We start from the raw sequence: 14,598 nt of genomic DNA on the forward strand, positions 1-14,598 counted from the left end.
AAAGTGGCGCTCCAACAGTTGCACTCCAAAATCAGGCAGACAATAGCGTCTGCAGTTAAACGGCGCGTCCACAAACGGAGGACGTTATGGCCTGGCGTGACGACAAAGCTCGCGCGACCCTGATCCGCGAGGCAGCGGGAAGCATGCAGCAGGGCAAGGCGCCCCGGGCCTTTGCCGAACTTCTGTTCGACCACACCAATATCGAGGACCTCGGCAACTACGATGCCGCTTCCCTGGTTTTCCTGGCAGAACAGGCCTGGGAACATGTGCAGCGACGCACGGCGGGCAGTGCCGATATCCGCGTCATCAATCCGATGATGCCGGACGGGCGCGAGATTTCCGTGCTCGAAGTTCTCAACGACAACATGCCCTTCCTGTTCGATTCCACCATCGCGGAGCTGGCCGAGCAGGGCATCGAAGTCACGCTGGTCGCCCACCCGATCATCGCCGTGGAGCGCGATGCGCAAGGCAAACTCCTGCGTTTCCACGGCGAAACGCTGCCAGAGGGGGTTAAGGGCGAGCGCGAAAGCCTGATCCATTTCCACATCGCCCGTCTCGACGCTGATGCCGACCGGCAGAAGCTGATCGAGGGCCTTGCCAAGACGCTCAACGACGTGCGCGCCTGCGTCACCGACTGGCGGGCCATGCGCGCCCGTGTCGAACAGGCGATCAAGACCTTCAACTCCAATCCGCCGCCGCTGCCGATCGACGAGATCGCCGAAGCCAACCAGTTCCTGCAATGGCTGTGCGCCGACAATTTCACCTTCCTGGGCCTGCGCGAATATCGTTTCTCGTCCGACACCGATGCGTCGGACGAAATTAGCGCGGGTCAAGGTTTCGGCATCCTGCGCGATCCCGATGTGAAGGTACTACGCCGCGGCACGGAAATGGTCGTGATGACGCCGGAAATCCGCGAATTCATGCGCGAGCCGACCGTCCTCATCGTCATCAAGGCCAATGTAAGCAGCCGCGTTCATCGCCGTGTCCGCATGGATTATGTCGGCATCAAGCTCTATACGCCCGACGGCCGGATTGAGGGCGAATTGCGCCTCGTCGGCCTGTTCACCTCGGGCGCCTATACCCGCTCGCCGCGTCAGATCCCCTATGTCCGTCGCAAGGTGGCGCAGGTGCTCGAGCGCGCCGGCTTCGACGCGGACAGCCATTCGGGCAAGGCCGTCCAGCATATCCTCGAAGAATATCCGCGCGACGAACTGTTCCAGGTCGATGCCGAGACGCTCTACAATTTCATCATGGAAATCCTGATGCTCTATGAGCGCCCCCGCGTGCGGGCGCTGGCACGGGCCGACAAGTTCGACCGCTTCGTCTCCATCCTCGTCTTCATTCCGCGCGAGAAATATGACACCGATGTGCGTATGCGCGTCGCGGCCTTCCTGGCGCAGGTCTATATGGGGACCCTGGCAGCCTCCTACGCCTCCTTTCCCGAAGGGTCGCTTGCCCGCGTCCACTACATTATCGGGCGCTATGAGGGCGAAACGCCTGTCATCGCGCGCGCGACGCTGGAGGCGGGGATCAGCGCCATCGCTGCGACCTGGGCCGACAAGCTGAAAGCCGCGCTCGCCGCCTCCACCGACGGCATGCGGGCCCGCATGCTCGCGAACCATTATGCCCGGGCCTTCACCGGCGGCTATATAGAAGCCTTCGACACCTCGCAGGCGATTGCCGATATCGCTACCATCGAAAAGCTCACCCCGGCTCGTCCGGTGGCGATTTCAGTCCACCGTATCGAGGGCGAGGACGATCCGACGCGCTTCGGCCTCAAGGTCTTCTCGCGTGGTGCGCCCCTGTCGCTGTCCTACCGGGTGCCGGTGATCGAAAATCACGGCCTGCGCGTGGTCAACGAACGCACCTATCAGATCGTGCCCAGCGTGACGCCGGCACCCGCGCCGGTATGGCTGCACGATATGACGGTCGAGGCCAATGACGGCAAGCCGGTCGTTATCGGCACGGAATTCAACAATCGCCTGGAAGCCTCGATCATGGCGGTGGGGGGCGATCGCGCCGAATCCGATGGGTACAACGCCCTCATTCTGCGGACCGCCCTGAGCTGGCGCGAAATTGCGGCCATTCGGGCTTTCTCCCGCTACCTGCACCAGATCCGGGCGCCGTTCAGCCAGGACTATATGTGGGAGACTTTGCGCAACAACACCGCGATTACCGCCAGCATTGTCGCGTTGTTCCGGGCCCGCTTCGACCCGCACCTCGTCGCCACCGGCGCCGAGCGCTCGGCACGCGAGACGGCGATCCTCGCCGAGATCGAGGAACAACTCAAATCCGTCGCGTCGCTCGATGAAGACCGCATCTTGCGCCTTTTCACCAATCTGGTGCAGGCCACCATCCGCACCAATCTGTGGCAGATCGGCCAGGACGGGCATCCGCGTCCGGTGATCTCTTTCAAATTCGAAGCGCGCAAGATCGAGGACCTGCCGGCGCCGCGGCCGCTTTACGAGATTTTCGTCTATTCGCCGCGTGTCGAAGGCATTCATCTGCGCTTCGGCAAAGTGGCGCGCGGCGGCCTGCGCTGGTCCGACCGGCCGCAGGATTTCCGCACCGAGATCCTCGGCCTGGCCAAGGCACAGCAGGTCAAGAACGCCGTCATCGTTCCGGTCGGCGCCAAAGGCGGCTTCGTGCCCAAACGCCTGCCGCCGCCCTCCAATCGCGAGGCCTGGATGGCGGAGGGCACCGAGACCTATCGCATCTTCATTCGCTCGCTGCTCGAACTCACCGACAATCTCGATGGTGACACCATCGTGCCGCCCGACAACACTGTGCGGCACGACGGCGATGACCCCTATCTCGTCGTCGCCGCCGACAAGGGGACTGCCACCTTTTCCGACACCGCCAACGCGATCTCGGCCGAAAAGAGCCACTGGCTCGGCGATGCTTTCGCCTCCGGCGGCAGCCAGGGCTATGACCACAAGAAGATGGGCATCACCGCGCGCGGAGCGTGGGAAGCCGTCAAACGCCATTTCCGCGAACTCGGCACCGACATCCAGACCGTGCCCTTCACCGCGGCCGGGGTGGGCGACATGTCCGGCGACGTCTTCGGCAATGGCATGCTGCTCTCGCCGGCGACCAGGCTCGTCGCGGCTTTCGATCACCGCGACATCTTCATCGATCCCTCGCCGGACCCGGCCATCAGCCATGCCGAGCGCCTGCGCATGTTCAGCCTGCCGCGGTCGAGCTGGCAGGATTACAACAAGTCGCTGATCTCGCCGGGCGGCGGCGTGTTCTCGCGTTCGCTCAAGGCAATCCCGCTCGCGGGGGAAGTGCGGGCCTTGCTCGATCTCGACAAGCCGCAAGCCACGCCCTTCGAGGTGATGACGGCAATCCTGAAGGCACGCGTCGACCTGCTCTGGTTTGGCGGCATCGGCACCTATATCCGCGCTTCGGGGGAAAGCGACGATCAGGTCGGCGATCGCACCAATGATCCGATCCGTGTCGCAGGCGCGGATGTCCGCGCCCGTGTGATTGGCGAAGGCGCCAATCTCGGCGCGACCCAGCGCGGCCGCATCGAAGCGGCGCAGAAAGGCATCAAGCTCAACACCGACGCCATCGACAATTCGGCCGGGGTCAACACCTCCGACGTCGAGGTCAACCTCAAGATCGCGCTGGCGCGCCCCGAACGCGATGGTCGCCTCAGCCCGAACGACCGCAACAGCCTGCTTTCCGCCATGACCGACGAGGTCGGCACGCTGGTTCTGCGCAACAATTATCTGCAGACGCTGGCGCTTTCGCTGGCCGAGCGCAGGGGCCTGGCCGAGACCGGCTTCCTCACCCGCCTGATGCAATCGTTCGAGCAGCGCGGCCTCCTTGACCGCGCCGTCGAGTTCCTGCCGGACGATGTGGCGATCACCGAGCGCACTCGGCGCGGCCAGCCCTTTACGCGGCCGGAACTTGCCGTGCTGCTCGCTTACGCCAAGCTGACGCTCTACGATGACCTGCTCGCCAGCGGCGTGCCCGACGATCCCTATCTGGCCCGCGAATTGTCCCAATACTTCCCACGCGAGGTTCGGGACAAATTCCCCGGTTCGGTGGAATTCCATCGCCTTCGACGGGAGATCATCTCCACCAATCTCGCCAATGCCGTGATCAATCGCGGCGGCCCGGCCTGCGTGGTGCGCCTGATCGACGAGACCGATGCCGACGTGCCCACCATCGCCATGGCCTTCGTGGCGGTGGATGAATCCTACGGCCTCAATCGGCTGAACGAGGCCATTGATGCGCTCGACAACAAGATCGACGGTCAAGCGCAGCTCGGCCTCTACGCCGCGGTTCAGGATCTGCTGCACTCCCGCGTGGTCTGGTATGTGCGCAATGTCGATTTCAGCGCCGGTCTGGAAGCCGTGATCTCGCGCTTCGGGCCTAGCATCCGTGAGATCGCCGCCGGGCTCGACAATAACCTGCCGCAGGACATGCAGGCTGGGCGCGGCAAGCGCCGGCAAGACCTGAGCGACGGCGGCGTCCCGGTGGAACTTGCCGGCGCACTCGCCGATCTCGACGCCCTGGTTTCCGCACCCGATATCGTGGCGGTCGCAGAGCGCAGCAACCGCGCCATCGGCGATACGGCCGCGACCTTCTTCGCCGCCGAGGCCAATTTCCGTCTCGACCGGATCATCGCCGCCGCACGCGGCGTGCCGGCGAACGATTATTTCGAGCGGCTCGCCATCGACCGCGCCGTTGACCAGATCGCAGCCGCCGAACGAAGACTGGTCGCCGATATGCTTGCAACCGGCCAGTCCGGCCAGGCGGCCGCCGAGAACTGGCTCGCGGCCCATCCCAGGGCTACGCGGATCCGCCATTCGGTCGAGGAAATCGCTACCAGTGGCCTGACGCTCGCCAAGCTGACGGTGGCGGCGAATTTGCTGGGGGATTTGGTGAAGGGCTGAGAGGGCATGCTCACGACAAGCGATTTGGAGCATGCGCAGTTGTGAGACCCAATATCACTCCGCCGGACTCGGGTAATTGTCGCCAGTGCCGAACCAATGGCTGGTGTTGCAGTATCGAGACCGGCTATTCCACGCTGGCGCCGCGGTGCAAATCGGCCTCGATCTGCAGCCGCGTTCCGCCGCCGAATCGCGAGCGATAGACCTGCAAATTCTCCATGATCCGCTGCACGTAGTTGCGGGTCTCGGAAAACGGAATCAGCTCGACCCAGTCGACTGCGTCGACCTTGGGATCGCGCGGATCGCCGTAACGCTCGATCCATTTTTTGACGCTGCCGCGGCCGGCATTATAGGCCGCGAAGGTCATGATGTAGGAGCCGCGATAGTCCTCGATCAGGCTGCCGAGCTCGGCGGCGCCGAGCGCTGCGTTGTAGACCGGATCGCTCTTCATCCGGCCGAGGTCGAAGCTGGCGCCATATCTTTTGCAGACATAACGGCCGGCGTCCGGCGTCACCTGCATCAGCCCGTAGGCTTGCGCCGGCGAGACCACGGCAGGATTGAAGGCGCTTTCCTGCCGCGCGATGGCGAACATCATGCTCTTTTCGACTTCCGGCCCGATCGACTTGAACGGCGGGATTCCCGTTACCGGATAAGCGTAGAAATCGAATGGCAGCCCGCGATTGAGCGCGGCCTTGCCCATCAGCAGCATGCCGCGCGCCTCGCTATACCGAGAGGCCAGTTCGCCGAGGCCCACCAGCGCGTCGGGATCACCGTTCTCGCCCATGTCGGCAAAAATCGGGATCGCGATTTCGCGCTCGTCCAGCTCGTAGAGCAGCTGTACCGCGCGAACGATCTCCAGCCTTTCGATTCCGCGCGACCGACCGGTCGGCGCGCCATTCAGCTCGATCTGCGGCAAGCCGAGTTTCGCGCGCGCCAACTGACCGTAGTAGCTGGTCGATTGCGCTGCAGCCGCCGTGTAGGCGGCGCGGGCGTCCTGGGAGCGGCCGGCCGCTTCGGCGGCACGGCCCTGCCAGTAGCCGGCACGCGCCAGCGCGGTCGGGTTGACGCTGCCGACGCCGATGCGGGCAAAATGCTGCGCAGCGGTTGCCGGATCGGTCAGAAAGCGTAACGCAATCCAGCCTGCTGTGAACTCCTGTTCGGTCTTGTAGATGTCGCGCGCGGGCAGTGCGGCGTCACGGGCGATCCGATAGGCGGTGCGATGCTCGCCGATGTCGATCAACTTGCGCGACAGCAATCGCCGTTCGATCCACCATTCGTCGAGATTGTGGAGGCGGCCGGGATCCTTCGGCGCGCTCATCATCAGGTGTGCGGCCTCGGCGAACTTCTCTTCGCGGCGGAGCAGCTGGATCTTGCTGAACGTATAGCCGGGATCGCCATGGAGTTCGCGCGGAACTGCGTCCAGCAGCGCCCTGGTATTGGAGGCTTTTTTATATGCCGCAATGCGCGCTTTCGCCAAGGCGACCTGATTGGCGCCCAGCCGCTTTGCGGCGCGCAGCGCGGCTTCGTGCTCGCTGCCGTAGAGCAGGCGATCCATCCGCGCCTTGTGATCGCCCGGCGTCAGCAACGCGCCGAACAGATCAAGCACCGTGCTCTCGGTGTCCTCGGACATGGAATCGTTTCGCCAGGCATCGCGGACCAGGCGCTCCGCATTGACCCGGTCGCCGCGCCCGATCATAGCGCGCGCCAGCGAGAATTTGCCTTTGGCCGACAACGGCGTCTCGTTCTGGAACCATGCCCACACAGTGGCATCGTCGCGATGGTCGTCCCACAACGCTGCTTCGATGCGCCGGCGCAGGAAGGTCTGCGAAGGCCAGCTCGGATTGGCTGAGATGAACGCGCGATAGCGCTCGACCGACGCGCCATTGTCGTCGCTGCGCAGGATGATCCATTCCGCGAGCTTCTTTGCGACCGGATCCGATATTGCCGCTTCCGCCTGGGTCGCATCCGCGGGCTTGCGCTTGCGCACCAGCTCGATGACGTTTTCCAGCGCATCTTTATCGGCTTGCGAGGTCGACGACGTTGCCGCCAATGGGGCCGGGGGTGGCGGTTTACGCGCCTGCGGAGGTGGCAGAGCCGCATGTTGCCGTGTTGCGGGTGGGATGAGGGGAGCCGCGGGATTAGGCGTCGCGGCGGGAGCAGTAGTTTTGGCGGCGGTGGTCACAGCGGGCAGTGTCGCCGGCACGAGATTACGTGCGACCGGCCTCGGCTTCGGCAATGGAACTTTCGGTTGGGCCCAGGCATCCCCCGCCAATGCTGATAATCCCACAGCCAGCGCCAGGCGTGTCGCCAATGCCGTGGATCGCAATGCGGTTGCGCGGAAGGATGGGGTCACTGCGTTCCCTTCGCGGCGAATCGCTCAACCGCTCAAGTCCTACGTCTATTTGATTGAATCTGTGGATAAAACACTAAATACGTCTGCCGTGGCCGCTGTTTGCGCCAACACCGCGGCAAAATCGCGGCCAGGCTTTGGATCGCGGCGGGCCTTTCGCCGGATCGTCAGACCCGATATGAATTGGCGGTTGCAGCATACAGCAAAGCCGTAAACCGCGCGGTCGGAGGGGAGTCCATGGCAGCCAAGACGAATTTCCGGGGCTCATTCACCGCCTTGGTCACCCCGTTCAAAAACGGCTCGCTCGATGAGCCGGCCTTCCGACGGCTCGTAAGCTGGCAGATTGCCGAGGGCACCCACGGCCTTGTGCCGGTTGGCACGACAGGTGAAAGCCCGACCGTCAGCCACGACGAGCATAAGCGTGTCGTCGAATGGTGCATCGACGAGGCGCGGGGCCGCGTGCCCGTGATTGCCGGCGCCGGCTCCAATTCGACCAAAGAAGCCATCGAACTTGCGCAGCACGCGGAACAGGCGGGCGCCAACGCGGTGCTGGTGGTGACGCCGTATTACAACAAGCCGACCCAGGAAGGCATGTACCAGCACTTCAAGGCGATCAACGACGCGATCGGAATCCCGATCGTCATCTACAACATTCCGCCGCGGTCGGTGATCGACATGAGCGTGGACACGATGGCGCGTCTGTTCGAACTCAAGAACATCGCCGGCGTCAAGGATGCCACCGCGAGCATGGTGCGCGTTTCGCAGCAACGCGCGCGGCTGGGCGAGGATTTCAACCAATTGTCGGGCGAGGATGCCACCGTGCTCGGCTACATGGCCCATGGCGGTCACGGCTGTATTTCGGTGACGTCCAACGTCGCGCCGCGGCTGTGTTCCGAATTTCACGTGGCTTGGCAGAAGGGCGATCTCGCAACGGCCCTGAAGCTCCACGACAAGCTGATGCCGCTCCACACCAATCTCTTCATCGAGTCCAATCCGTCGCCGGTGAAATACGCGCTCTCGCTGCTCGGCAAGATCGACGAGACGCTGCGCCTGCCGATGGTACCGGTGTCCGAACCCACCCGCGTTGCGGTGCGCAGCGCGATGGTGCATGCGGGGCTGATCAACTGAGCCTTCGATGTTCAGCGATGAATAGTCCGGTCAGGGAGGTCGAAGAGAAGGGTTTGCGGATGCTGAAGGAATTCCGCGAATTCGCCGTGAAGGGCAACGTGGCTGAAGCCGCAGCCCCGCCAAAGCCGGCCCGTCAGGAAGAGTTGCTCACCGAGATCCGCGATCTGCTCAAAAAGTCTTGACGTGCGCTCGCGTGGGCTGAGTGCTATCGCTGATTGTTTCTTTGGAATGACTTAATCATGGCCGAAAAAAACGAGCGCACGATCAAGGTCGTCGCTGAAAACCGCAAGGCCCGGTTCAACTATGCGATCGAGGATACGGTGGAAGCGGGGATTGCGCTGACCGGTACCGAGGTCAAGTCGATCCGCAACGGCAAGACCACCATCGCGGAATCCTATGCGGATTCCAAGGGCGGCGAGATTTGGCTGATCAACGCCAACATTCCGGAATATCTGCAAGCCAATCGCTTCAACCACGAGCCGAAGCGACCGCGCAAGCTCTTGCTGCACAAGAAGCAGATCAACCGGCTGATGGGTGCGGTCGACCGCGAGGGCATGACGCTGATCCCGCTAAAGCTTTACTTCAATGAACGCGGCCGGGCCAAGCTGTTGCTCGCGGTGGCGAAGGGCAAGAAACTGCACGACAAGCGCGATAGCGAGAAGAAGCGCGACTGGAGCAGGGAGAAGGGCCGCCTGCTGCGGGCGCGGGGATAAGGCCAGCGTAGCGGCTTCATGGTTCGAGACGGCGCAAAAAGCGCCTCTACACCGTGAGGTCTGAATGTGTCGGGATGCTGAGGGAAGGCGATGAATCCGCGAAATCTCCTTGAAGTCGACTGGAGCAAGATTCCGGCGCCGAGCGACGACGGCGCGGCGGCGCATCTTGTGGGCATGACTATCCCGCCGATCAGTCTGATTGCCACCGACGACACCTCGGTGACGCTATCGGCGCTGCGGGGGCGCACCGTGGTGTTTGCCTATCCCCGCACCGGCGAGCCCGGCAAGATCGCGCTGGTCGACGACTGGGACATGATTCCGGGGGCGCGCGGCTGCACGCCACAAACTTGCGCATTCCGCGACCTGTTCGCCGAGCTGAAAGCCGCCGGCGCCAAACAGGTGTTCGGCCTGTCGACGCAGGACAATGCCTACCAGACCGAGATGGCCTCGCGGCTGCATTTGCCGTTTCCGGTTTTGTCGGATGAGAAGTTGGCGCTGACGCGCCCACTGAATTTGCCGACCATGCAGGTGGCGGGACTGACCATGATCAGGCGGCTGGCGCTGATCGTCGACGACGCGCGCATCAGCCACGTGTTCTATCCCGTGTTTCCGCCGGATCGGAATGCCGCCGACGTGCTGGCGTGGCTGCAGGAGAATCCGGTTTAGGAACGTTCAATGGGTGGGGTCGGCAAAGCGAAGCGTGCCTGCCAAGATGCTGCAAAACACGGTGGGCACGGCGCCGGCGGGCTTTGCCCACCCTGCAGGCTCCACAGCTAGCCCAGATCGGCCCTTACCCTCGCGAACACGCTGCGAAACATCTCCGGCGTCAGCACCCGGGTATTGGTGTTGTAGCGCGAGCAATGATAGCTGTCGTAAAGCCTCAATGCGCCAGCCGGATGCATTGCGCCGTGCGCAAAGGGCGCGGCGGAGCTGCGAAGGCCCAACGCTTTCAACATTGATTCATGCGCTACCCGGCCGAGCGCCACGACCGCGCGCAGCCTCGGCATCGTCTCGATGGTCGCCGAGAGGAATTGCCGGCAGGAGCCGATTTCCGCGGGCAGCGGCTTGTTCTGCGGCGGCACGCAGCGCACCGCGTTGCTGATCCGGCAATCGATCAGCGTCAACCCGTCGTCGGGCCGCGCCTGATAGATGCCCTTGGCAAAACCGTATTCAAGCAGCGTCGCGTAGAGCAGGTCGCCGGCGAAGTCCCCGGTAAAGGGCCGCCCGGTGCGATTGGCACCCTGCAAGCCCGGCGCAAGCCCGACGATCAGCAGTCGCCCGTCGGGATCGCCGAACGACGGCACCGGCGAATTGAACCAATTGGGTTCGCGCGCGCGCGCCGCCTCGCGGAAACCAGCGAGCCGTGGACAGAGGGGGCAATTGCGGTCGGGTTCGGTGCGGAGGAGCACGGCGCCGGCCGGCAGCGGCTGGCCGCTCGCCGGATCATTCTCAATCGTCGAAATCGTCGTCATCGCCCCTCGGCGCCGTGGTGGTCGCGCGCTGCAGGAATTGCGGCGCGTGATGACGCGGCTCCCGCGGGGCAGAACGCTCGGAAGGATCGCGGCCGAGCTTGGATTGCAGTTCCACCAGATCGGTGAAGACGTCGGCCTGGCGCCGCAGCTCGTCGGCGATCATCGGCGGCTGGCTCGAAATCGTCGAGACCACGGTAACCCGCACCCCGCGGCGCTGCACCGCCTCGACCAGCGAGCGGAAATCGCCGTCGCCGGAAAACAACACGATCTGATCGACATGTTCGGCGAGTTCCATCGCATCGACCGCGAGCTCGATATCCATGTTGCCCTTGACCTTGCGGCGGCCGCTGGCGTCGATGAATTCCTTGGTCGCCTTGGTGACGACGGTGTAGCCGTTGTAATCGAGCCAGTCGATCAACGGACGAATCGAAGAATACTCCTGATCTTCGATGATCGCGGTGTAATAGAACGCGCGTAAGAGCGTTCCGCGGCTTTGGAATTCCTTCAGCAGGCGTTTGTAGTCGATATCGAACCCGAGCGTCTTGGCGGTTGCGTAAAGGTTGGCGCCATCGATAAAGAGCGCGATCTTGTTGGAAGCAGGGGACATCAAAGTGTTCTCACGTTGTTAGCATTTTTGGCGCAGCGGCAACTAACCGCGCATATCCAGGATATTGCTGCCTAAAGTCCGGTGAATCTGCCCCCTACAAAACACTACCGCAAATGTGGTGTGGCGAGGGCGAAAAGACCAATACTTTGGACAAATGTAATGAAACGATTTCTTGTCCTAGACGGCATTGCGATACGGCGCATCAACCGTATGGTTGGTAGGACACTCCGGCCGTCGGGCCCAGACGGGGGGGTGGCAGAGCCAAATAGGAGGGCAAATCGCAAATTGGTCTTGCGAAAAGCACTTCAGGCCTATAATTAGCGGGCATTAATCAACATATTCGGTCCCAACCAACGGAGCGACAGTCGATGGCGCGCGTCACCGTAGAAGATTGCATTGATAAGGTCGACAACCGGTTCGATCTAGTCCTGTTGGCGGCGCATCGCGCCCGCATGATCTCGTCCGGGTCACAGCTGACGGTCGATCGCGACAACGACAAGAACCCGGTGGTCTCGCTGCGTGAAATCGCGGACTCGACGATTTCCCCCGAAGATTTGCGGGAGGAACTGGTTCATTCGCTGCAGAAGTTCGTCGAAGTTGATGAGCCAGAGCCCGATACCGTGCCGTTGATCGGCTCGGCTGGCGCCAGCGTCGATGCCGACGATACCGAAGTGGCCGTCGAGCGTATGACCGAGGAGGAACTTTTGAAAGGCCTCGAGGGTCTGGCGCCCCCGGAGGAGCAGCCCGAAGAGGACGAATAAGCCGTCCACATTGCGGTCCGGGGTGTCCCGATCCCGTCCAATTGCCAAAAGGCCCGGACTTTTGTCCGGGCCTTTGCTTTTATTGACGTTTTCATGGTTACCATGTGTCCGTCGCGGGCGCGGACGGATTTTGGAAAGGCTATCTCCGATTTAATCGGAGGACCGCCGTTTTGGCGTTAGGCTGTCCCCGGAAGCCCAAAATCAAGCGTTTCCCGCCCCGAACGGGCTGCTATTCCGGTCGGGAAGGCACTAGGTAATGAGTGGGGCCGCATTCGAGGCCCACAGGCGAAGGCAATGATCCGATGGCGTATTGGCGCCGAAACTTACGGCAGATGCAGGCCGCGACCGAATCGGTCGATGTGGCGCCATCGTCGCCTGGGACGGTGAAGGCGGCCAAGTCGCCGCGTTCGCGCATGATGCGGCAATACGATCTGGTCGAACGCGTCAGGTCCTATAATCGTGACACCGACGAGGATCTGCTGAACCGGGCTTACGTCTACGCCATGAAGGCGCACGGCGCGCAGACCCGCGCCTCCGGCGATCCGTACTTCTCACATCCGCTTGAGGTCGCGGCGATCCTCACCGACCTCAAGCTCGACGACGCCACCATCGTCGCGGCACTGCTGCACGACACCATTGAGGATACCGAAGCTACCCGCGCCGAAATCGATCACACCTTCGGGCATGAGATCGGCGCGCTGGTGGACGGTCTCACCAAGTTGAAGCGGCTCGAACTGGTATCGCGGGAGGCCAAGCAGGCCGAGAACCTGCGCAAGCTGCTGCTGGCGATCGCCGACGATGTCCGCGTCCTCCTGATCAAGCTCGCGGACCGCTTGCACAACATGCGCACGCTGGAGTTCGTGCCGCCCACAGCCCGCCACCGCATCGCCGAAGAGACACTCGACATCTATGCGCCGCTCGCCGGCCGCATGGGTATGCAGGAGATGCGGGAGGAACTCGAGGACCTTTCGTTCCGCACGCTGGATCCGGAAGCATACGCGGTGGTGAAACAGCGGCTGGATTCGCTGGAGGAGCGTAACCGCAACCTGATCAGCGAAATCGAAAGCCAGCTCTCCAATAATCTCAAGAAGAACGGCATGACTGCGCATGTCTATGGCCGGCGCAAGCAGCCGTTTTCGATCTGGACCAAAATGGAGCGCAAGTCGGTCGGCTTCGAGCAATTGTCCGATATCTTCGGATTCCGCGTCGTGCTGAATGACCTTGAATCCTGCTACCGCGCGCTCGGCGTCGTGCATACCACCTGGCCGGTAGTGCCCGGTCGCTTCAAGGACTACATCTCGACGCCGAAGCAGAACGACTATCGTTCGATCCACACCACCGTGATCGGTCCTGGCAACCAGCGCGTCGAATTGCAGATCCGCACCAAGGAGATGGATCAGATCGCGGAATTCGGCATTGCCGCGCACGCCTTCTACAAGGATGGGGTGGGTTCACCGACCGAACTCTTGAAGCGCGAATCCAACGCCTTCGCCTGGCTGCGCCACACCATCGCGGTTTTGTCTGACGGCGCCAACCCCGAAGAGTTCCTCGAACACACCAAGCTGGAGCTGTTTCACGATCAGGTGTTCTGTTTCACGCCGAAGGGAAAACTGATCGCGCTGCCGCGCCAGGCCAACGTGATCGACTTCGCCTATGCCGTGCATACCGACGTCGGCAACAGCGCGGTGGGATGCAAGATCAACGGCAAGTTTGCGCCGCTGTCATCTGAACTGCAGAACGGCGATGAGGTGGAGGTCCTGACCTCGCAGGCCCAGTCGGCGCCGCCGTCGGCCTGGGAATCGCTCGCCGTCACCGGCAAGGCGCGCGCGGCGATCCGGCGCGCGACACGTACCGCCGTGCGCGATCAATATGCCGGTCTCGGCCGCCGCATCGTCGAGCGCTTGTTCGCGCGCGCAAAAATCGAATACGCCGACGACAAGCTGAAGGGCGCGTTGCCGCGGCTGGCACGCGCCTCGATCGACGACGTGATGGCATCGGTCGGGCGCGGCGAGATGAAGGCCTCCGACGTCGCGCGTGCGATGTATCCGGATTACAAGGAAGAACGGGTCGCGCGCTATGGCGCCAAGAAAAGCCTTGCGGCCAAATTGAAGCTGAAATCGCCACTTGATCCCGCCCGCAGCCCGTCGGCGATACCGGTGCGCGGCATCAATTCCGACTTGCCGGTCAAATTCGCGCCGAACGGCGGCGCGGTACCGGGGGACCGGATCGTCGGGATCGTCACCCTGGGAGAGGGCATCACGATCTATCCGATCCAGTCGCCGGCGCTGAGGGACTTCGAGGAAGAGCCGGAGCGCTGGCTCGACGTGCGCTGGGATGTCGACGAGGCCACACCTCAGCGTTTTCCGGCGCGGATTTTGGTCGACAATGTCAACGAGCCCGGAAGCCTCGCCCAAGTCGCCACCGTGATCGCCGAGCACGACGGCAATATCGACAATATCAGCATGAGGAGGCGCTCGCCGGACTTTACCGAGCTCACCATCGATCTTGAGGTCTATGACCTGAAGCATCTCAGCGCTATTATCGCCCAGTTGCGCGCCAAAGCCGTCGTCGCACGGGTCGAACGCGTCAATGGGTAAATAAAACTCCTCATGGTGAGGGGAGCGCGCTCTTGCGCGCGTCTCGAACCATGAGACTGCCTGCCT

At 62.8% G+C, this 14,598-nt stretch carries 10 protein-coding genes; 7 read left to right on the top strand and 3 right to left on the bottom strand.

Annotation, left to right across the window (positions count from 1 at the left end):
- Positions 1–86 precede the first annotated feature (86 nt).
- Positions 87–4,907, top strand: a complete 4,821-nt coding sequence (locus N554_RS0121845) for an NAD-glutamate dehydrogenase (RefSeq protein ID WP_029585422.1) — start codon at positions 87–89, stop codon at positions 4,905–4,907.
- A gap of 124 nt (positions 4,908–5,031) precedes the next feature.
- On the opposite strand, the gene N554_RS0121850 is transcribed toward N554_RS0121845, so the two are convergent.
- Positions 5,032–7,197 carry a lytic transglycosylase domain-containing protein gene (locus N554_RS0121850; protein WP_245283674.1) on the bottom strand — a complete coding sequence of 722 codons (2,166 nt, stop codon included), beginning with the start codon at positions 7,195–7,197 and terminating at the stop codon, positions 5,032–5,034.
- A 294-nt stretch (positions 7,198–7,491) separates the two neighbouring features.
- Between N554_RS0121850 and dapA the strand changes: the two genes are divergently transcribed.
- The 4 genes from dapA (at position 7,492) to N554_RS0121870 (ending at position 9,761) form a co-directional block, all read left to right on the top strand.
- Complete coding sequence (dapA, locus tag N554_RS0121855; RefSeq protein WP_029585424.1) at positions 7,492–8,382, top strand: 4-hydroxy-tetrahydrodipicolinate synthase; 891 nt, start codon at positions 7,492–7,494, stop codon at positions 8,380–8,382.
- A 17-nt stretch (positions 8,383–8,399) separates the two neighbouring features.
- Complete coding sequence (locus N554_RS41085; RefSeq protein WP_197033678.1) at positions 8,400–8,564, top strand: hypothetical protein; 165 nt, start codon at positions 8,400–8,402, stop codon at positions 8,562–8,564.
- A 57-nt stretch (positions 8,565–8,621) separates the two neighbouring features.
- Positions 8,622–9,095 (top strand): SsrA-binding protein SmpB, encoded by a 474-nt coding sequence (smpB, locus tag N554_RS0121865; RefSeq protein ID WP_029585425.1) that lies wholly within the window; start codon positions 8,622–8,624, stop codon positions 9,093–9,095.
- Between the two features lie 90 nt (positions 9,096–9,185).
- Positions 9,186–9,761, top strand: coding sequence for a peroxiredoxin (locus N554_RS0121870; RefSeq protein WP_029585426.1), 576 nt, complete (start codon positions 9,186–9,188; stop codon positions 9,759–9,761).
- A gap of 107 nt (positions 9,762–9,868) precedes the next feature.
- Here N554_RS0121870 and N554_RS0121875 read toward each other — a convergent pair whose 3' ends face one another.
- Both N554_RS0121875 and N554_RS0121880 read right to left on the bottom strand, forming a co-directional pair.
- Positions 9,869–10,567, bottom strand: coding sequence for a uracil-DNA glycosylase (locus tag N554_RS0121875; protein ID WP_081851358.1), 699 nt, complete (start codon positions 10,565–10,567; stop codon positions 9,869–9,871).
- Entirely contained in the window at positions 10,545–11,174 is a 630-nt protein-coding gene (locus N554_RS0121880; protein ID WP_029585428.1) for a LabA-like NYN domain-containing protein, read from the bottom strand. Before N554_RS0121880 ends, N554_RS0121875 begins: the two co-directional genes overlap by 23 nt.
- Before the next feature lie 368 nt (positions 11,175–11,542).
- Between N554_RS0121880 and rpoZ the strand changes: the two genes are divergently transcribed.
- Both rpoZ and N554_RS0121890 read left to right on the top strand, forming a co-directional pair.
- Positions 11,543–11,935 (top strand): DNA-directed RNA polymerase subunit omega, encoded by a 393-nt coding sequence (gene rpoZ / locus N554_RS0121885; protein WP_024512695.1) that lies wholly within the window; start codon positions 11,543–11,545, stop codon positions 11,933–11,935.
- Positions 11,936–12,237: 302 nt separating this feature from the next.
- Positions 12,238–14,532, top strand: a complete 2,295-nt coding sequence (locus N554_RS0121890) for a RelA/SpoT family protein (RefSeq protein WP_029585429.1) — start codon at positions 12,238–12,240, stop codon at positions 14,530–14,532.
- Positions 14,533–14,598: the final 66 nt, after the last annotated feature.

This window comes from Bradyrhizobium sp. URHD0069 (genome assembly GCF_000701345.1).
Classification (GTDB): Bacteria; Pseudomonadota; Alphaproteobacteria; order Rhizobiales; family Xanthobacteraceae; genus Bradyrhizobium.